This window comes from Fructobacillus durionis (assembly GCF_900112405.1).
GTDB lineage: Bacteria > Bacillota > Bacilli > Lactobacillales > Lactobacillaceae > Fructobacillus > Fructobacillus durionis.
Genome location: NZ_FOLI01000001.1, coordinates 460947 through 479846 on the forward strand (window position 1 = coordinate 460947; position 18900 = coordinate 479846).

The window sequence follows — 18900 nt, forward strand, 5'->3', positions numbered from 1 at the left end:
CGACTAGTTTGTAAAGCATACTAGCTATTGAAGTCAAAGAAAAAGTCGAACCAAGCGGCTCGACTTTGATACATTTTAATGATTTTTGTATGTTAACTTATTCGCCGTATGGCTTTCTAGAAGCAGCCTTCCAACCCATTGCAAAGATTACCCCACCAAGCGCAGGCAAGACCCAACCAAAGCCTTCCGCTGCCAATGGCAAGTGCGTGGTATAGGCTGTCGCCAAAGAAGCGGCCCAAGATTGGCTAGCAAGTGGTGAAGCGCCCAAGGCATCCAAGAATGCAGGCACCGTTACCGCTAACAAAACGGCACGGTACATTACAGCATCCTGCTTGACCCATTTGTTGGTCACACCAAGCAAAGTCAATGCTAAGGCGTATGGGTAAAGCAACATCAAAACGGGCGCTGACCAGGCGATGATGTTCGTCAAACCGGCGTTTGCCGTCACAAACGATCCGATGGCGATGACACGAAGCCAGAAGAGATAGGAAACCTTTGGGAAGACTTTGTGCAAGTCCTGTGCAAAGGAAACAAAGAGTCCCATAGCCGTTGTAAAGACAGCCAAAGTCACGATCACGCCAGTGGCCAAAACCCCGACGTTCCCCGTGTAATGGGTTACGATTTCAGAAAAAGCCGTTCCACCGTTAGCAGCAGCCTTCATCGTTCCAAGTGATGAAACACCAAGCAAAACAGTGGCAACATAGATCAGTGATTCCATCAAGATGGCAACAAGGCCAGACTTAGCCAAGACCTTTGAAACGTTGGCCCCTTCAAAGCCTAAACCACGGACGGCATAGACAACGGAAACGGCCAAGGCAAGTAGCGCCAAACCGTCCATTGTATTGTAGCCGTCCAAGATTCCTTGGAAGGCGGCCTGACTTTGGTAAGCGTCAGTAGCGTGTTGGTGCAAGTCCCCCATTGGCAAGAAGAGTGCAAGTACAAGGATTAACCCTAGCAAAGCTAAGAAGATTGGATTCAAGTACTTTCCAACCCACTTCATCAAATTCGACTGCTTCACCGTAAGAAAGTATGCCAAACCGAAGAAAGCGGCGGTGAAAGCCAGCATGGCCACTTGATGGTAGGTAGCTGGCACGAATGGTTCAACCCCCATCGAGAAGGCCGTGGCTGCCGTACGGGGTGTTCCGAAGAGCGGACCGATGGTAAAGTGGATGACCACTAGGAAGACCGTTCCGAACCAGGGAGCCGCTGGCTTGGCAATGTCGTAGACGGACTTTGAGTTCGTCAGTGACACCGCAAGCATGGCGAGGAATGGCAGAAGTGCCCCTGTCAAAAGGAAGCCTGCTACAGCGGGAAGCCAGTTATGACCGGCTAATTGACCCAGTTGAACTGGGAAGATAAGGTTTCCGGCACCAAAGAACATACCGAAGATGAGTGACGCGACCAAGAACAATTGCTTAGTCGTTAGTTTTTGCTTTTCCATAATGAAAAACTCCTTTAGAATTCTCAAACATCGTTTTTGAGCAAATAAAAAACCAGCTACGTTAAACGCAGCTGGTTTCAAACACATTCATCAGCTGCCTATCATGTAAAAGATAGGCAACTTAAAAAGTCAGCACCTATCCCTATGGAATAATAATGCTGATAATAATGGCTTGGTTGTTTGTCATTGAATGTGTCATTTGCTTACTCACTTTATTTGATGTTTATATTAAAACATGATGAGGAAAAGATGTCAATTGTAACATGTAAAAAAGGATGACCTGAGGTCACCCTTTTCAATTTACTTATCAATTAAGCTGCCGCCTTCTTTGGAAGAAAGGCACGGAAGATCAATGCCACAATGGCACCGATAATGGCTGGAAGAACCCAACCAAAGCCTTCGCTGGCAAGAGGAATCAAGTTCTGGTATGCAGAAGCAATTGATGTGGCAAAGTCTGTCTTGGCCCATTGGGATGAAAGCAAACCATCAATGAAGGCTGGAATTGCAATGAAGGCCATGATGAAACGGTAAATTGTCTTATCCTGCTTGACCCACTTGTTCAAAACAGCAAGGATTGTCAAAGCCAATGCGAATGGATAGATAATCATCAAGAATGGCGTTGAGAATTCAATAATCTTTGTCAAACCAGCGTTTGCTGTGATGAAAGAACCAATTGTGATAATGCGGAGCCAGTTCTTGTATGAAATCTTAGGGAAGATACGGTGCAAATCCTGTGAGAAAGATGCTGAAAGACCCATAGCAGTTGTGAAAACGGCCAAAGTAACAATCACAGCCGTTAACAAGATTCCAACGTTTCCCGTGTAGTGGTTAATAATGTTTGAAAGCGCTGCCCCACCATTGGCAGAGATTGGCATGATACCAAGTGATGAAACACCTAGCAAAGTCGTGGCGATGTAGATAATTGATTCAAGCAAGATTGCCAAAAATCCAGACTTAGCCAAAAGCTTTGGCACCTGCTTGTCGGAGAAGCCCATGTTCTTAACGGAGTAAACAACGGAAACGGCAAAGGCCAACAATGCCAAACAGTCCATTGTGTTGTACCCTTCCAAGATTCCTTGGAAGCCGGCTGACGCTTGGTAAGCACCGGTAATCTTTTGGTCCAAACCACCCATTGGCAGAATCAAAGCAACGAGCAAGATAAGGGCTAGCAAAATCAAGAAGAGTGGGTTCAAATACTTTCCAACCCACTTCATCAAGTTCGATTCCTTGATTGACAGGTAGTAAACCATGATGAAGAAAATTGCTGAGAAAATCAACATGGCCAACTGCTGGTAGGCGGCTGGAACCAATGGTGAAATTCCCATGGCAAAGGCCGTAGCTGCCGTACGTGGTGTCGCAAATAGTGGCCCCAATGAGAAGTGAATGGCGATGATCATAATCGTCGCAAACCATGGTGCAACGGGCTTAGCGATATCAAAAACCGACGTTGACTTCGTCAAGGCCATTCCTAACATGGCCAAGTAAGGCAATACACAACCCGTCAATAAGAATCCGGATACGGCTGGCAACCAGTGGCCACCAGACATTTGTCCCATTTGAACCGGAAAGATGAGGTTCCCAGCCCCAAAGAAAAGGCCGAAAATCAGTGATGTGATGAGTAAGATTTGTTTCTTACTCGCTTTACGCTCTTGCATAGTAGTTCTCCTATTTTTATGAAAATTGATCTTTAGAACAAAGAAAAAAGCCAGCTGCATGCGCAACTGGCTTTGTCTAACTTGACTCACTCAGCTGCCTATCCCTGATAGCGGATAGGCAAGCCAAAAATTCAGCACCCTATCCTAACGGATAACGACGCTGACGACGACGGCTGAGTTAATAGTCAAGTTCTTGTTCATAGTCTTTCTCTTTTCATTTGATGTCTTAATTAAAACAAAATGAGAGACCACTGTCAAGAATCAATTTTTTAAAAGATTTCAATTATTCAGCAGTCATCACGATTTTAGGATAAACTTCAGCCAAAATCACAAGCACAACGGCCGAAGCGATAAAGGATGGCAACATGTAGGAACCGTTATAGATGGTTGAGTAGACCCACACGTTCTCCCCCTTTGGCGCATAAGAACCAAAGAAGAAAACGGCTGAAGCCGTGTGTGAAAGGAAACGAAGGAAGGAGCCAACAAAGACCCCAACCGTCAACCAAAAGGCGGCCATTCCCTTTTCCTTCTTAGCAAAGGCCTTCTTAACCATTGGTACTGTCACTGCTGTAAAGCCAACCACAGTAAAGGCCAGTGGGTAGTCCAAAAAGGCTTGGACGGGTGTCAAAATGTAAGCCCCCAGAATCAACTTAATCATTCCGAAGAGGAAACCAGTTGTTAGTCCACCCTTGTAACCATAACGGTAGGCCATAATCATCGTTGGCACCATTTGGAAGGATATCGATCCTCCCTCACCCCAAAGGCGAATGGACCAAAAGCTTAGGACGACTGATAAGGCAGTAAAAAGCGCCATTTCAGTAATGAAGCGCAAATTCTTTGACTTTGTGTTCTGCATGTTTTTTCTCTCCTTTTTGCATCACAGACCACAAAAAAACAACGGATCCGAACAGCAAAAGCAGAACGAAAACCATTGTTTCATCTTTTCTGTTTTCCCTACGCGTGTTCTAACACAACAGGTTCGAAGGGTCGGCTTACGCGCTCTCAGCCCTTGCGGGCTCCCCTAAACGGACGTTATTTTCTTGTTGAATTTATTATAGCGAATAGCCTTCGACTTTGACAAGGGCTGCAAAGAAAAAAGTCAGTCGCAAAGCGACTGACTCTCTCGTTAATTCTTTTGGTAAATGGCGGCTAGCATAATTTCTTTCGTCTGTTCCAGCCGTTTATCCGCAGCAGTTTCTGACATGGTAATTCCAATTCGAACCACCTCGATATATATCAAAACTAATTGTGAAGCAAAAAGTCGTAAAATGTCCTGACCATTCAACCTTGCCTCAGGTCCCGCGAGTTTTTCTAATATCGCTGTAATCGTCCAAAACTTATCAGACATACCATCCACTAATTTTTGAACCAATTCATCATCAATCATCAACTGTGAGACAACAATTGTCACAAGACTCTGATTTTGAAGAAAAAACTGATAACGATCTTTCAGCATGAAAGTTAAAAATTCGGCGAAGGAATCCTGGCCCGACTCAATTTCCAACTTATCAATGAAATCATCCCCATATTTCGGAAGAATATTTTCAATCGTTAAATCAAGAATTTGATTCAATAAGCCTTCTTTATTCTTAAAATACTTGAAGATAACCGCCTGGCTCACCCCTGCATTAGCCGCAATGGTTGATGTTGAGCTACTAGCGTAGCCCTGTTCCGCAAAAAGCTGAATGGCTGACTGAAGAACCTTTACTTGTGCAGGTGTCATCTTACTTTCTTCTGAAGATTTTAAGTAGTCACTGACAATCTGATCCATGAGACATATCCTTCTAAATAGTAATGCCTTTTATTATACCTTACGGTAACGACGTAGCCCAAAGATGTTGGCCGCAGTCAAGACAACCAAGAAAATCAAGAGAGCAACAATTTGTCCCCAGATTGATGAGAAGCCTTGTCCTTGAAGAACGACGGCGTTCATCGCATCAGCAGCGTACTTCATTGGCAAAACGTCCCCAATGATTTGTGCCCAAGATGCCATTGAGTTGAATGGAATGATTCCTGAGAAAATCATCTGTGGAACAACCACGATTGGGATAAACTGAATCATTTGGAATTCAGAGGCTGCTAACGTTGACACTAACAATCCAAGTGCCAAGGCAACCATGGCAAGTAAGATATTGATTAAGAAGAGCAATCCGACTGATCCAAGCACCTCAACGTGCAAAAGCGTAATCGTAAAGGAAACAATAACGGCCGTTTGCAAAATAGCAATCAAGGCGTATGACAGCATGTAACCGTATACGATTTCCGAACGACGCACTGGCGTTGCCAACAAACGAGACAAAGTACCGGTTGTACGTTCCTTAAGAAGTGAAATTCCTGAAATCAAGAAGACAAACATGAACACGAAGAATCCCATGAAAATTGGCATGATGGTGTCAAAGAAAGTCGTATTCTTGCTTCCATAGTTATACTTTTCAGAAAGTGAAACAGAAGAAGTAGCGGCTGGTTGTTGTCCAGCTTGTGTTGCCAAAACAACGTTCTGCTGGGCCATCGCCTTCACCTTGTTTTGGGCAAAGGTGCTATTCACAACCTGGCGAACCATTGATGTCTTAGAAGCGTCGATGTTGGCATAGCGCAACTGGTACTGGTTCGTTCCAGTCTGTGTCAAAACAGCGTCAACATCCTTATCCTTCAAGGCTGACTTGGCCTTACTTTCAGAATCGTAGGACTTCGTGTTCACGTGACTGGTATTCTTTAAGGAATCCGTCACGACTTGCTCCACACGGACCGTTCCAATTTCAACGGTTGGCGTTGAGTTTAACGTAAAGACGTAGTTCAACAAAGTCAAAATCAAAACTGGGGCCAAGAACATCAAGGCCAAAGTACGCTTGTCGCGCATCATTTCCATTAAGATACGCTTTGAAATCGCTAGTGTTCGTGTCATTCTTCTTCCTCCTCTGCCTTCAAGAAGACGTCTTCAATGCTTGGGACACCATACTGTTCTTCCAGCTGCTTTGGCCCATCGTTAGCGATGACGCGGCCACCCATTAGGAGGGCCACACGGTCAACCAATTCCGCTTCATCCATCACGTGAGTGGTAACCAAAATGGCGTGTCCCTGCTTCTTCATATTGTGGAGTTCAGCCCAGATCTGACGACGAAGAGCTGGGTCAATTCCAACCGTTGGTTCATCCAAAACAAGCAGCTTTGGATCACCCAAGAGCGCAATGGCCAATGAAAGGCGGCGCTTCATACCACCTGAGAACCCTGAAACGGCCTGGTCTAGGAAGTCTCCCAGTGAAACAACACCGGCAACACGATTAATTTCAGCATCCAAGCCTTCCTTATCGATACCACGCATCTCAGCAAAGAACTTTAAGTTGGCACGGGCTGTCAAAGTCTCATAGAGGGCATCCGACTGAGCCATGTAACCAATCTTTCCTAACAACTCACGTTTTGGCATCGCTTCACCAAAGACATAGGCTGTACCGGCATCCGCCTTTTCAACACCCAAAGTCACGTTGATGACCGTTGACTTACCAGCTCCTGAAGGACCAAGCAAGCCAAGAATCTCACCCGTTTCGAGTGATAAGTCGACATCCTTTAGCACTTTTAAGCTACCAAATGACTTGGCGACTTTTTCCAAAGAGATAACTTTTTCCATATCAAACTCCTTTTAAATCAAGTGAGTGATTACTCACTCACTAATATACGCCCTTTAATTCTACTGTCAACAAAAGCCAGAAAAAAAAGGAGGACATTAGTCCCCCTTCTGTCGGTTATTTCTTCAAGAAAGCCAGCATTGCAGCGTCGACTTCCTTATTTTCGTGGAGCTTCGAGTGTTGACCATCCGCCCCTGTAATCAGCTTCTCTTGGTAGGTTGATGGCGATTGGACGAAGTACTTCAATGACTTCGACGAGTTATTATAAACGGTCGTATCGTTCTGGCCACTCCCCTGTGAATTACCATAAATGTTCAAGACCTGCACTGCGTGATCTTGGTAATAGTCCTTTAATGGTAAGAGTCGCTTGTAATAGGCCGTTTGGACACTAGGCAAACCTGAATCGTAAACCGTTGCCTTTGAATCCGGTTCCGTCAACATCAAGCCGTTATAGGTACCAGCTAAATCAATTTGCTTCTTAACAACTGGCAAAGAAGCACTGTCCGCCTTGGCCGTGTTCATTAGATAGTAAGCAATGGCCATATTTCCCATCGAGTGACCAACCAGGTTGACATTGTCGACCCCCTCTTTTTTCAGATTGGTCATAATGGTCTTCACCCAATCCGAGGTCTTTTCAAAGTCCTGGTTTTTATTATCGTCGAACTGTACCAAAACCAATGGGTTCTTATCAGACTTTTGAATGGCACGGCCCATTGAGACTTTTCCGTCATCTGATACGGTGACATCAATTCGACGGTTCGAATACCCTTCGTCAACCAGATACTGCGCCATCGACTTCTCGGCGTTACGAGAGGAGCCATAGCCATGGAAAAAGACCGTCGCCGTCTTACCCGAAACATCGGTTTTTTCGATATTCGTACTTTGCCGATGAGCTGCTAAAGTCTGGAAAGTAGCATAACCCACCAATATCAGCAAAACCACAATCACAATTGTCATCAGATGGCTGTGTCTTTTCATTTCTGTCCTCCACTTATCTTCTATCTATTATACATGTTTTCCTTCGACGGCATTTTAAGTGGAGCAGACCCGATACTTTTTACGCTAAATTGCCCGCCTTAAATAAAAGGAGCACCTACAAAATTAGACAAAAAAGACGATATTATTCCTCACTATCCTTTTCTTTGACAGAGACGCTTTGCTTCTTTTCACCAGATTTTGAGATAAACAAGGTCAAATAACTTAGAAAAAGGCGCAAATTTAAAAGAATTTTCGCCTTCAATAATTTGCACTTTGAACCGTGCCCGCCGTTTTTTAATTTAATAAAGTCAAAAGCCCCTCTCTCAGTCTTTCTATGAAAGCGTAAAAATCGACCGTTTATTTGACATAAAAGCAATTATTCTAATTTGTGTAAGCGCTTTCATTATTATTTTCTTCGTGCTAACCTACCGGTACAGACATGGAGGAAAAAATTATGCTACTTGAAAACATTGAAACGGACGTTCAAATTATGATTCGCCTGTTTCAACCGGACGGTGGGTATATTCCCAATAAAAGCCCAACGGAAAAATAGGAAATAGAATATGAAAGCTTTATCATCCCAGATGATATTAGGGAACCTATGCCAGCGTTAACATCAGCTTTTTTCGGTAATTAGCATGGGCAAAAATGACGTCTTCGTCTCGCTTCCCTAATGAATCGTTAACAGGAGAGACCAATGGAAAAAGAACATTCGATTACTCGAAAAGCTCGACCTCGTTTAACACAAAAGCAAATCTTCATGATGACCTTCGGTTACTTCGGTACGCAAATTGCCTTCGCCATGCAAACCGGTACAATGGGTCGTATCTTTCAAACAATTGGCGCAGACCCTAACAAGCTCGGCTTCTTCTTCATCCTGCCACCCCTTGCCGGTCTGGTTGTTCAACCCTTAGTCGGTTACTTTTCAGACCGCACTTGGCATCACCGCTGGGGACGGAGAATGCCCTACCTGATTGCAGGTACAGTTGTTTCCATGTTAGTCATGCTGCTATTACCCAATGCTGGATCACTAGGATTTGGTTATGGATCATTTGCCGCTTTGACATTTGGAGCCGTCGCTGTCCTCTTCATGGACTTAGCCTGTAATGTTTCCCAGCAACCCTTTAAAATGATTATTCCGGACATGGCCAACGAGGAGCAATCGCAAACCCTCTGGTCCATGCAAAACGTCTGGGGCTCACTTGGTTCCCTAACTGCTTTTGGCGCTCCAATTCTATTGACAGCGCTTGGCATTTCAAACACAGCCAAACAGGGTGAAGTACCCCTTTCAGTACGAGTGTCCTTTTATGTAGCAGCCGCTATTTTAGGTCTCTCAACCATTTTTACCATCCGCAATGTGAAGGAATACAGCCCAGAAGAAATGCGGAGCTTCCAAGATGCCGAAGTCACGTCTTCATCCGATAAAGCATCCCTCTGGGAAATCTTAAAAAGCGCTCCCAAGACTTTTTGGCGCTTAGGCCTCTCAGCCTTCTTCGTTTGGGTGGCCATCCCCTACATGTGGACTTACTCAACGGGTGCCTTAGCAGAGAACATTTGGCATACTACGGACCCAACAAGTGCTGCCTTCCAGGCTGCCGGTAATTGGTTCGGCCTCTTGCAGGCAGTCTACTGTGCGGTCGCTATCCTTGTCGGCCTATTCTTTACCAAGCTGACAAAGCACACGCGTCGAATTGCCTATACCATTTCCCTATTCTTAGGTGCCCTTGGCTTCCTATTCATTGCTTTCGGACACAGCAAGGCGCTATCAATCGTTGCCTTCGTCTTGTTCGGTATCGCCTGGATTGCCATCATCACTGTGCCTTTCACCATCTTAACGAACTCCTTAAATGGTGAACACGACGGCGCGCTCCTTGGCCTCTACAACTGTTTCATCTGTATTCCTCAGATTGTCGCATCTTCCATTTCATTCATGATTCTACCTGCACTTGGTGGATCGATGGCGAAGATGTTTTACATCTGTGCCAGCTGCTTCCTAATCGGAGGATTATCCATTTGGCTGGTGAAGGACGAGAAGTAGACGCATCAAATAAACTTCGTTATAATGGCATTCAATTGTTTTTATGACCTAACCCAAAACATTACCTTAATATGGAGGATTTATCATGACAACGAATCAAACTAAGTGGTGGCAAAAGGCCGTCGTCTATCAAATTTACCCCCGTTCATTTCAAGATTCCAACAACGATGGAATTGGTGATTTGAAGGGAATTGAATCACGACTCGACTACGTTAAGAAATTAGGAGCCGACGTCATCTGGTTGAACCCAGTCTATGACTCACCAAACGAAGATAACGGTTATGACATCTCAGACTACGATGCCATTAACCCAGAATTCGGTACCATGGAAGAATTCGATTCATTGCTTTCAGAAGCCCATGACCGTGGCATCAAGATTGTCATGGACTTGGTCGTTAACCACTCGTCATCACAGCACAAGTGGTTTATCGAGTCGAAGTCCTCAAAAGATTCTGACAAGCGCGACTTTTACATCTGGCGTGACCCTGTCGATGGCCATGAACCAAACAACTGGGGCTCATTCTTCTCAGGTTCAACTTGGAAGTATGATGAGAATACCGGTCAGTACTACCTCCACCTCTTTGCCGAAGGGCAACCAGACTTGAACTGGGAAAATGACAAAGTCCGTCAAACGGTCTTTGACATGATGAACCGCTGGGTGGATAAGGGAATCGATGGCTTCCGAATGGATGTTATCTCCCTTCTTTCAAAACCAGAAGGTCTTCCTGATGGTCCTGTTGCCGAGGGTGCAGAATACGCTAGCTCAAACGACATGGTTGCCAACGGTCCTAAGATTCACGACTACATTCAAGAAATGCGTCAAAAGGTTTTGAATAACGCGGACATCATGACAGTTGGTGAAGCATCGAACGTTAATATTAAAAATGCGAAGCGTTACGCAGCCGCCGATGGTTCCGAGTTAAACATGGTCTTCCAGTTCGAACACATGGACTTGGATCAAAACCCTAATCCTAATCTCGGTAAATGGGACAACGCCCCTCTTTACCTCCCTAAGTTAAAGGAAAACTTGACCAAGTGGCAAACCGAGCTAGCTGGTGTTGCATGGAACTCTCTTTACTGGGAAAACCACGATCAACCACGTTCTGTCTCCCGCTTTGGTTCAGACGCACCTGAATTCCGTGTGAAGTCCGCTAAGATGTTAGCAACCCTCTTGCACTTTATGCAAGGAACGCCGTACATCTACCAGGGACAAGAAATTGGAATGACCAATGCCAACAACTTGGCCTGGGAAGACTTTAACGACATCGAAATCAAGAACGCCCGTAAGTACCTGGTGGAACGCGATGGCTTGATTGATGCTGATACCCTCCTCGACTATGTTCACTATAAGGGTCGTGACAATGCACGTACCCCAATGCAATGGACGGATGGTGAAAACGCCGGCTTTACCGAAGGCACTCCTTGGTTGAAGCTCAATGATAACTTCGACAAAATTAACGTTGATCAAGCATTGAATGATGAAAACTCAATCTTCTACCACTACCAACAACTCATCAAGTTCCGTCACGACTTGGATATCGTCACGACTGGCCGCTATGAATTACTCGACCCTGAAGACGAACAAGTTTATGCCTACAAGCGTGTTGGTGAAGGCGAAGAGTTACTTATCATTAACTCATTTGCTGAAGAAACACTTGAACGTGACTACCAAGTGCCAGCAAACGCTGAACTCCTAATCTCAAACTACGAGGATGACATGGGCACAGAATTACGTCCATACGAATCCAAGGTTTACCGTATTCAAAAGTAAACAAATAAAAACCGCTGAGTCTTCATTGACCCAACGGTTTTTTTATTGATTTAAAAATGAACGAATTAAAGATCACCATTGATGAAATGGTTTCGTCCCATTCCAAATGACCAGTCTTCGGCATGGTTTGTTGCAAAAGTAATGATAACATCTTCAGGACGGACGCCCGCCTTTTCAGAAAGTGCAGCCACTAGTTGCTTCGTGAAAGCCTTCTTAGCTGGCATTGGGCGTGGTGTTGACAAAACAGTGAAGAACAAGGCCTTCTTTGTCCGGTCATAACCCAAACCAACGTCTTGCAAGCATAGTTCGTAGTCTTCGTGCTGTGTCACGATTTGGAAACGGTCACGGTCAGGCAATGACAATGTTTCCTTCGCAACATCAAAAGATACTTGCATCAAGTTTTTAATTTCGTCTGGTGAGTATTGACCCTTCACCATATCGATTTTCATAAGTGGCATAATTCGGCTCCTTTTGTTTCATACAATACATCTACCTTAGCACAAACAGAGCACAATCGTATTATAAAATTTCAATTTTAATCCTTATGATTAAGACTTTTTGATGTTTGCGTACTTTGAAAGTTTCCCATCGCTTAAATTAGCCAATTGATCCATCAAAGCGTTCTTAAAAGTCGCGGGTCCTTCAACCGCTTGATTCTGAACCGCCATATCAGCGGCCACCGGCAAGATGCTAGCAGCCTGTACGACTTTCTCCAAAGTCGTCCCCTGTGCCAGGCCAAGGGCCAAGATACCATCCAAGGCATCCCCCATCCCAACGTTGACCGCTAGGTACGGATGACCATTGTCAATTTCATAGACGGTTTCGCCATCTGTTACCACGTCCTTAGCACCTGAAATCACCAGAATGGCGCCAGAGACTTTGGCATAGGCCTTCGCCGTTTCAACCGCGTTAGCCGCACTGGTGGAGTCAATGCCAAGGGCAGAAGCTTCGCCGGAAAGTAAGGCTGCAATTTCGCTCAAGTTCCCTCGAATGACCGTGGGCTGGACTTTTTCGACTAAGGTTAAGGCTTGCTGGCGACGAAGGTCCGAAGCGCCAGCCCCAACCGGATCAAAGACAACGGGCTTGCCCAACTTCTTCGCCGTTTGGCCAAGGTGAATTAGGCGGTCATGGCCAGCAGCAGTGATTGTTCCCATATTAATGACAACGGCAGAAGCCAGTGAAACCAAGGCGTCGTCATCACGTGCGTCATCCCCAACCAGCGGAGATCCCCCCAGGTAAGAAATGACATCCGCTACCAACTGTTCGGTCACATGGTTGCCATTCATCATCACCATCGCCGGCTGAGTGTGCATGACTTCTAAAATATCGTTATTCTTCATTTTCCTTAATGTCCTTTCCAGTAAATTCAGCGACTGTTTCCACCAAATTTCGACTCTTCGTAAAGGCCGAAATGGCTGCTAGTCCATCGGCCCCGGCCGCTCGAATGGCTTTGGCATTGCTCTCGCCTACACCACCAATTGCCACAACTGGCAGGTCACTGGCTTGCTTGACAGCTGCTAAGCCCTTTAGTCCGATTGGTGCCTTGGCATCCTTCTTCGTTGTCGTGGCAAATACCGGTCCAACACCGATGTAGGATAGGTACTGCTGAACCTTCTGACTTTCTTGTTCTTCAGCTAAGTTTAATACCGAAAGGCCGATTAATAGCTGAGGGGCCCGTTGGGCAATCTCGGCCACATCACTATCCGACTGACCAACGTGAACACCATCGGCATTCAATGCAATGGCTAGGTCCACATCGTCATCGATGAAGAAGAGCACGTCGTAGGCCCAACAGATGTCACGCAATTGCTTACCAATTCGTAACCGTTCGTCAAAAGTCTTCTCTGCCCCACCCTTTTCACGGTATTGGACTAGGGTAATGCCAGCTGCGCAGGCATCGCGAACAATATCGACTAGCGCCTGCTCGGATTCCCCCACATTGGCAAGCCCGACAACAAACTGGCAGGCCCAGGCGTCTTTTGGCAATTGCTTTCGAAAGACGTTTGGGTCCGTCCATAAGCCATGGTTCAAAGGTCCGTGACCATGGCCGATATAGAGGGGATGGCCAATGATCTGGTTCATGTAACGGTGCCCCATTAAGATGGCCTTTTTAAGAGACATCCCCTTCGCCAGTTGAGAAGTAATAGCTGCCGAGAGCGTGTCGCCAGTTCCATGCTTGCGCTTTCCCGGGACTTTGATTCCTTCCAGAACAAAGTGCTCGTCTCCTAAGGCGATGTAATCTAAGACCGCTGTATCCGACAGGTGGCCGCCCTTCACCATGACGTTTTGAACACCTAGCGCCTGAATCTTAACGGCCGCCTGCTTCATGTCTTCCAAGTTTCGAATCGCCATACCAGCCAGTAATTCGGCTTCGGGGATGTTTGGCGTAATCAATTCAGCTAAGGGTAGTAGCTCACTCTTCAAAGCCTGCACACCAGCTTCATCTAAGAGGGCAGCGCCCCCTTTTGCCACCATGACTGGATCAAGAATAAGGTGCTGAATCTGGTACTCCCGAATATTTCTCGCCACCGCCTTCACTCGCTCCGCATCAAAGAGCGCCCCCGTTTTTGCCGCCCGCACATCAAAGTCGGCCATGACCGCCGCGAACTGCCCATCAATCATGTCCACCGAAGCAGGCTGGGCTGCGTCCACACCCAAGGTGTTTTGGGCCGTTAGTCCGACGACAACTGTCGTCGAAAAGACTTGATGGGCCTCCATGGTTTTCATGTCGGCTTGCAGACCTGCCCCGCCACCGGAATCAGATCCAGCGATGGTCAAGGCTGTCGGGTACTGCCGGTCAGCATCCGAAAAATCAACCGCCGTCAATAACTCAATTGATTCCGATTCATCCAAAGTTTTCTCACCTCTTCTTACCATCTTGGACCTCCATTGCCTGAGCAAAGAAATCGTTTTCAAACTGCACGGATTGGTAGAAGGCGGTGAGTCCTTGTTGGCGAACATCTTCTGAGACTTTTTCAGCTTCTTTGTCTAGCGCTGCTAATAAGTCACGGGTGACCTGGCCATCCGTTCCTTTGTAGAAGTCAAACCACTCGAAGAATGGGTTACCTGGCTTCATCTTGCCATCTTCAATCAAGCGCTCCGCTAAGTAACCATACACGTAAGGGCAGCCGGCTAATGCGGAAAGGGATACAAAATTCCCCTTCTTGTCTGATTCATCCAAGTGGTTTAAGTAGCCGGTCGTGGCTGGCAACCAGTCCTTTACCACCTGCACCTGATTGATATCCGTGACTTCCTTAGCCAAAATGTCCATCATCTGGTGTGGCTCCGTGTCCTGGTCCCCCTGGAACTGCAAAAGAGTCTCCGTTTCAATCTTGTAGGACTTCAAAACCTTCGTAAACATTGGCAAAAAATGATCTAAATAGATGTTGTCCTGATAAATGTAATTCAAGAGCGGTTCAGCTAAAATCTCTCCCCGCTCACAAGCTTTGATGAAGTCGTTCTCGTAGAAACTTGGCAAAGCCTCCTTCATTACTCCCTCAATCTGCTTCACATATGTTCCCATGACATCCTCCTATGGCACCTTGGCCAGAAATTTTTGACAATAAAAAAGTCCCTGGCTAAAAGCCAAGGACGTCATGAACGTTAAAAAAGACAGTATCCTGCCAAATCGTTCCCTGCGTCCGTACTAACGGCTTCAGGTTCAATGGGTATAATCTCAGCACAAAGGCACCCCAAGATTTCTATTGTCGAAAAGAGTATAGCATAGCCCCTGTAAAAAGCACAAGCAGCAAATTTTCTATAAATTTCTCTTGTCAGAATCGAAAAAATAGTTAAAATAATAAGTATACTTATTATTTTAAAAGGATGATTCTCATGGCATCGAATGAAGAATTACAAGCTTTCCAAAACTCAACTTCACAAACCTTTTTCGCCCTTTATACGGACTGGTTCCGCCAAATGAAGAGCCAGCTCCGTCGTATCGGCCTGACCCACCCTCAGGTTCAGGTTCTTGCTGCCTTGCAAGAACTGAATCTAAAAGAAGATGAGGTCACTCAGGTCATGGTTGCCAAAAAAGCAGACATTGACCCCATGACGGCTTCCGCCATCATTACCAAATTAGCCCGTGCTGACTACCTCGATCGCTTTCCTGGTAAGAAGAAGGCGCGAACAAAGGCCCTTCGGATTAACGCCAATGGTCAGGCCCACTTAGATGAAGCCCTAGCCATCCTGTCCGACTTTGAAAAGGACTACTGGAAGGATCAAAATCCAAACCGTCAAGCCCTTATCGAAGCAGCTAAAAAATCACTCTAATTAACAAGAAAACCGCCGGAATATCTCCGACGGTTTTTATTTGTCATTATTTGTTAACTGAGGCTTCCAAAGCACGAACCTTACGTTCTTGGAAAACCAAAGCAATTAACAAGATGATTGCACAAGCAGAAGCGAAGTAAATCACGTTTGAGGCCATTGACCATCCGTACTTACGAACCAATGAACCAATCAAAGCAGTCGCAATTGTTTCACCAAAAATATACTGGAAAAATCCCATGAATCCGGCTGACAATCCTACTGCATAGTGAGGAACCGCTTCGTTAATCATCAAGCCCACCAATGTGATTGGTGTATAAATCAACGTTCCCATCAAAAATAAAACAACAACAAGAACGGCTTGATTAGCAGTCGTGAAGTAAAGAACCAAGCAGCCCAACAATCCCAAAGCTGAAATTAAGCAGATCATGGCGCGACGTCCATCAAAAAAGTCAGAAAGCGCACCTAAGGCAATCACACCTGGTACAGCTGAAACTTCAAAGATTCCAACAAACCATTTTGCCCAAGTAACTGAGAAACCCTTTGTTGGTAAGTAAGAAGGAATCCATGACATGACACCGTAACGAATAATATAGAAGGACATTGATGCCAAAGTCACCATCCAAACAACCTTATTCAACAAAATACTGTTGAGGAAAGTCTGCAAGAATGGCACGTTTGTCGTATCCGCCGTCGTTTTCTCACCCTTGGCGTCAACTTCCACGTAACCAGAGAAAGTTCCGATATCTGGAAGGCCAACACTTTCAGGCTTGTCCGTGTTAATCAAAAGCATCAATGTTGCCAAGATAGCTGAAATAACGGATGCCGTCACAAAGACGGCTGTCAATGAACCAGAAAATAGGAAAGTCGCCATTTCAATTGACAAGACACAGCAGAAGGCTCCTGCGTTGTGTGCAGATGACCAAATTGAATAGGCAGTTCCACGATTCTTCTTTGAGAACCAAATGGAAATTTGACGCTGACATGCTGGTGCACCCATGGCCTGCGTAATGGCAATCAAAGTCATCAATACCAAAATCACTGGGAATGACTTGGTAAACCCAATGATTAAGTTGAAGAAAGCCGATAGATACAAACCGGTTGCTAAGAACCAGCGGGCATTCAAACGATCAACTAGGGCACCCATGAAAATCTTAGAGATTCCATAACCAACACCAAAAGTTGATAAGATCAATCCAATTTGACCAATGTCAAATCCATAGTGGTCCATAATGGATACTTGTTCCGTGGTAAAGACCAAACGAATAATGTAGTAACCAATGTACGAAAAGGAAGTTGCTAAAAGCACTCCCAGCTGACGACGCTTATATTCAGACTTAACCTGATCTTGCGACAACGTACGGTCAGCTTTCTTATTGTTAAAAGAAAACATCTCTCATCCTCACTCTAATACTCTCTCTAAAACGACGGTTGTATAAATGTAAAGGCTTACACAACAGATAATATTTTAAATAAGAGAAAAGGTACTGTCAACCTTCTTTTTCGGCTTTTTTAAAGCTTGTAAGCCTTTTCATTTTATATTTTTAAAGTCAATACCCCTTTAAATTTTCTAGTTAATTTAAAAACAAAAATAAATATACCAAGAAATAAAAAAAGAAGTTTTAGCTATATTCTAAAACCCCTTTTAACTATTTAATTATTAACGGCCCTTTCCATTTCCCGTAATTGCTTTTCTTTAAAAACCAATGCAATCAACAGTGCAATTGCCAGAACAGCTGCCAAATAAATTACGTTTGACCCCATCTGCCAGCCGTAAGTCTTAACCAAGATACCAATCAGAGCGGTCGCAATCGTTTCACCAAAGATATACTGGAAGAAGCCCATAAAGCCGGTTGAAAGGCCCAAGGCGTAATTTGGCACTGCTTCGTTGACCATTAATCCAACCAAGGAGAGTGGCGTGTAAATGAGAGTTCCCAATAAGAAGAGTACAACAATTAAAGCCAGGTGGTTATCCGTCGTGAAGTACACCACCAAACAGCCGAGCATCCCTAGCGCTGATACCAAGCAGATTAATGCTCGGCGTCCATTTAGTAAGTCTGATAAGGCGCCTAATGCAATGACACCTGGAACCGCTGATAGTTCAAAGATACCAACAAACCACTTCGCCCAAGTGACCGAAAAGCCCTTCGTTGGCAAGTAAGATGGAATCCAGGAGAGAATACCGTAGCGCACGATGTAAATCGACATGGAAGTCAGCGTAACCAACCAAACCACCCGATTCAATAAAATACTGTGCAAGAAGATTTGGCCAAAGGACTTATCCGTTGTCTTTTCAGTCCGTGCTTCACCCTTCCCGTCCACTTCGACATAGCCAGAATGAGTGGCAATGTCTGGCAATCCGACGCTTTCCGGTGTATCCGTGTTAATCAAAAGCATGAGTGTGGCAATCAAAGCTGAGAAAGCGGATGCCACCACAAAGACCATCGTCAGTGAACCAGAGAATAGGAAGATGGCTAACTGAATCGACGCCACACAGAGAAAGGCGCCCGCATTGTGGGCCGATGCCCAAATGGAAAAGATGGAACCGCGATGCTTCTTAGAAAACCAGAGGGAAATCTGTCGCTGGCAGGCCGGTGCCCCCATTGACTGTGTAACTGCAATTAAGAGCATCAGTCCTAAAATTACATAAAAGTTCTGTGTGAACCCAATCAACAAGTTAAAAAAGGCTGAAAGATACAAACCAATTGCCAAGAACCAGCGGGCGTTTAGTCGATCAACTAAGGCCCCCATAAAGATCTTCGCAATTCCGTACCCTACTCCAAAAGTTGACAGAATCAACCCGATTTGTCCGATATCAAAGCCGTAAGCCTTCATGATATGAACCTGCTCGGTCGTAAACACTAAGCGAATAATGTAGTAACCGATGTATGAAAATGACGTTGCTAGCAAAACACCAGCTTGTCGACGCTTGTAGGCTGCATTAATGCCAGCCTTTGAAACTCCTCGATAAAGCTTCTTTCCTTCAAACATAATCTCGTCCTCGTTTCAAGATGTGGAATGAGGCTTGGGCTGGTCGATTCGATGCTGACCGGCTTCTAGCCCCGGGATTAGTCAGAATGCATTCTTTTCATGACTTTAATTAAATTTTATATAGATATTTTTAAACTG

General features: G+C 45.2%; 16 protein-coding genes and 2 riboswitches. Of the genes, 3 read left to right on the forward strand and 13 right to left on the reverse strand.

The window, feature by feature from the left end:
- Nucleotides 1-97: 97 nt before the first annotated feature.
- The 7 genes from brnQ (BMZ93_RS02105) to BMZ93_RS02135 all read right to left on the reverse strand — a co-directional run bounded on the left by brnQ (BMZ93_RS02105) (nt 98) and on the right by BMZ93_RS02135 (nt 7693).
- Entirely contained in the window at nt 98-1441 is a 1344-nt protein-coding gene (gene brnQ, locus BMZ93_RS02105; RefSeq protein WP_091501692.1) for a branched-chain amino acid transport system II carrier protein, read from the reverse strand.
- Nucleotides 1442-1752: 311 nt separating this feature from the next.
- Nucleotides 1753-3096, reverse strand: a complete 1344-nt coding sequence (gene brnQ / locus BMZ93_RS02110) for a branched-chain amino acid transport system II carrier protein (RefSeq protein WP_091501694.1) — start codon at nt 3094-3096, stop codon at nt 1753-1755.
- Between the two features lie 283 nt (nt 3097-3379).
- On the reverse strand, nt 3380-3952 hold the full coding sequence (gene thiT / locus BMZ93_RS02115) for an energy-coupled thiamine transporter ThiT (RefSeq protein ID WP_091501696.1): 573 nt from the start codon (nt 3950-3952) through the stop codon (nt 3380-3382).
- 78 nt (nt 3953-4030) lie between these two features.
- Nucleotides 4031-4129, reverse strand: a riboswitch (TPP riboswitch).
- 93 nt (nt 4130-4222) lie between these two features.
- Nucleotides 4223-4867 carry a TetR/AcrR family transcriptional regulator gene (locus tag BMZ93_RS02120; RefSeq protein ID WP_091501697.1) on the reverse strand — a complete coding sequence of 215 codons (645 nt, stop codon included), beginning with the start codon at nt 4865-4867 and terminating at the stop codon, nt 4223-4225.
- Nucleotides 4868-4900: 33 nt separating this feature from the next.
- Nucleotides 4901-5998, reverse strand: a complete 1098-nt coding sequence (locus BMZ93_RS02125; RefSeq protein ID WP_091501699.1) for an ABC transporter permease — start codon at nt 5996-5998, stop codon at nt 4901-4903.
- Nucleotides 5995-6717 (reverse strand): ABC transporter ATP-binding protein, encoded by a 723-nt coding sequence (locus BMZ93_RS02130; protein ID WP_091501700.1) that lies wholly within the window; start codon nt 6715-6717, stop codon nt 5995-5997. The genes BMZ93_RS02125 and BMZ93_RS02130 overlap by 4 nt, the downstream gene beginning before the upstream one ends.
- Before the next feature lie 115 nt (nt 6718-6832).
- Complete coding sequence (locus BMZ93_RS02135; RefSeq protein WP_091501702.1) at nt 6833-7693, reverse strand: alpha/beta hydrolase; 861 nt, start codon at nt 7691-7693, stop codon at nt 6833-6835.
- Nucleotides 7694-8390: 697 nt separating this feature from the next.
- Here BMZ93_RS02135 and BMZ93_RS02140 point away from each other — a divergent pair.
- Together BMZ93_RS02140 and BMZ93_RS02145 are read left to right on the forward strand one after the other, a co-directional pair.
- Nucleotides 8391-9731 (forward strand): SLC45 family MFS transporter, encoded by a 1341-nt coding sequence (locus BMZ93_RS02140; protein ID WP_091501704.1) that lies wholly within the window; start codon nt 8391-8393, stop codon nt 9729-9731.
- A gap of 85 nt (nt 9732-9816) precedes the next feature.
- On the forward strand, nt 9817-11502 hold the full coding sequence (locus BMZ93_RS02145) for a glycoside hydrolase family 13 protein (protein WP_091501706.1): 1686 nt from the start codon (nt 9817-9819) through the stop codon (nt 11500-11502).
- A 65-nt stretch (nt 11503-11567) separates the two neighbouring features.
- Here the strand turns inward: BMZ93_RS02145 and BMZ93_RS02150 are convergent, their stop codons facing one another.
- The 4 genes from BMZ93_RS02150 to BMZ93_RS02165 all read right to left on the reverse strand — a co-directional run bounded on the left by BMZ93_RS02150 (nt 11568) and on the right by BMZ93_RS02165 (nt 15025).
- A complete protein-coding gene (locus BMZ93_RS02150; RefSeq protein ID WP_091501708.1) occupies nt 11568-11960 on the reverse strand; it encodes a tautomerase family protein in 393 nt (130 codons plus the stop codon).
- Between the two features lie 90 nt (nt 11961-12050).
- Nucleotides 12051-12842, reverse strand: a complete 792-nt coding sequence (gene thiM, locus BMZ93_RS02155; protein WP_091501710.1) for a hydroxyethylthiazole kinase — start codon at nt 12840-12842, stop codon at nt 12051-12053.
- The gene (gene thiD, locus BMZ93_RS06700) at nt 12832-14379 is read right to left on the reverse strand and encodes a bifunctional hydroxymethylpyrimidine kinase/phosphomethylpyrimidine kinase (RefSeq protein WP_091501712.1); all 1548 of its coding nucleotides are present in this window, start codon (nt 14377-14379) and stop codon (nt 12832-12834) included. The genes thiM and thiD overlap by 11 nt, the downstream gene beginning before the upstream one ends.
- The gene (locus BMZ93_RS02165; RefSeq protein ID WP_091501713.1) at nt 14363-15025 is read right to left on the reverse strand and encodes a TenA family protein; all 663 of its coding nucleotides are present in this window, start codon (nt 15023-15025) and stop codon (nt 14363-14365) included. Before BMZ93_RS02165 ends, thiD begins: the two co-directional genes overlap by 17 nt.
- Nucleotides 15026-15116: 91 nt before the next feature.
- Nucleotides 15117-15207, reverse strand: a riboswitch (TPP riboswitch).
- A gap of 129 nt (nt 15208-15336) precedes the next feature.
- Between BMZ93_RS02165 and BMZ93_RS02170 the strand changes: the two genes are divergently transcribed.
- A complete protein-coding gene (locus tag BMZ93_RS02170) occupies nt 15337-15774 on the forward strand; it encodes a MarR family winged helix-turn-helix transcriptional regulator (RefSeq protein WP_091501715.1) in 438 nt (145 codons plus the stop codon).
- A gap of 46 nt (nt 15775-15820) precedes the next feature.
- On the opposite strand, the gene BMZ93_RS02175 is transcribed toward BMZ93_RS02170, so the two are convergent.
- Nucleotides 15821-17164: an MFS transporter gene (locus BMZ93_RS02175; RefSeq protein WP_091501716.1), complete on the reverse strand. Its 1344-nt coding sequence runs from the start codon at nt 17162-17164 to the stop codon at nt 15821-15823.
- 260 nt (nt 17165-17424) lie between these two features.
- Nucleotides 17425-18762 (reverse strand): MFS transporter, encoded by a 1338-nt coding sequence (locus BMZ93_RS02180; RefSeq protein ID WP_091501718.1) that lies wholly within the window; start codon nt 18760-18762, stop codon nt 17425-17427.
- Nucleotides 18763-18900: the final 138 nt, after the last annotated feature.

Bases quoted from the DNA above. Each gene is read 5' to 3' on its own strand.
- brnQ (WP_091501692.1), bottom strand. From the start codon at position 1,441: ATGGAAAAGCAAAAACTAACGACTAAGCAATTGTTCTTGGTCGCGTCA.
- BMZ93_RS02125 (WP_091501699.1), bottom strand. From the start codon at position 5,998: ATGACACGAACACTAGCGATTTCAAAGCGTATCTTAATGGAAATGATG.
- BMZ93_RS02175 (WP_091501716.1), bottom strand. From the start codon at position 17,164: ATGTTTTCTTTTAACAATAAGAAAGCTGACCGTACGTTGTCGCAAGAT.
- thiT (WP_091501696.1), bottom strand. From the start codon at position 3,952: ATGCAGAACACAAAGTCAAAGAATTTGCGCTTCATTACTGAAATGGCG.
- BMZ93_RS02180 (WP_091501718.1), bottom strand. From the start codon at position 18,762: ATGTTTGAAGGAAAGAAGCTTTATCGAGGAGTTTCAAAGGCTGGCATT.
- BMZ93_RS02145 (WP_091501706.1), top strand. From the start codon at position 9,817: ATGACAACGAATCAAACTAAGTGGTGGCAAAAGGCCGTCGTCTATCAA.
- BMZ93_RS02170 (WP_091501715.1), top strand. From the start codon at position 15,337: ATGGCATCGAATGAAGAATTACAAGCTTTCCAAAACTCAACTTCACAA.
- BMZ93_RS02165 (WP_091501713.1), bottom strand. From the start codon at position 15,025: ATGGGAACATATGTGAAGCAGATTGAGGGAGTAATGAAGGAGGCTTTG.
- thiM (WP_091501710.1), bottom strand. From the start codon at position 12,842: ATGAAGAATAACGATATTTTAGAAGTCATGCACACTCAGCCGGCGATG.
- BMZ93_RS02130 (WP_091501700.1), bottom strand. From the start codon at position 6,717: ATGGAAAAAGTTATCTCTTTGGAAAAAGTCGCCAAGTCATTTGGTAGC.
- BMZ93_RS02150 (WP_091501708.1), bottom strand. From the start codon at position 11,960: ATGCCACTTATGAAAATCGATATGGTGAAGGGTCAATACTCACCAGAC.
- BMZ93_RS02135 (WP_091501702.1), bottom strand. From the start codon at position 7,693: ATGAAAAGACACAGCCATCTGATGACAATTGTGATTGTGGTTTTGCTG.
- BMZ93_RS02120 (WP_091501697.1), bottom strand. From the start codon at position 4,867: ATGGATCAGATTGTCAGTGACTACTTAAAATCTTCAGAAGAAAGTAAG.
- brnQ (WP_091501694.1), bottom strand. From the start codon at position 3,096: ATGCAAGAGCGTAAAGCGAGTAAGAAACAAATCTTACTCATCACATCA.
- thiD (WP_091501712.1), bottom strand. From the start codon at position 14,379: ATGGTAAGAAGAGGTGAGAAAACTTTGGATGAATCGGAATCAATTGAG.
- BMZ93_RS02140 (WP_091501704.1), top strand. From the start codon at position 8,391: ATGGAAAAAGAACATTCGATTACTCGAAAAGCTCGACCTCGTTTAACA.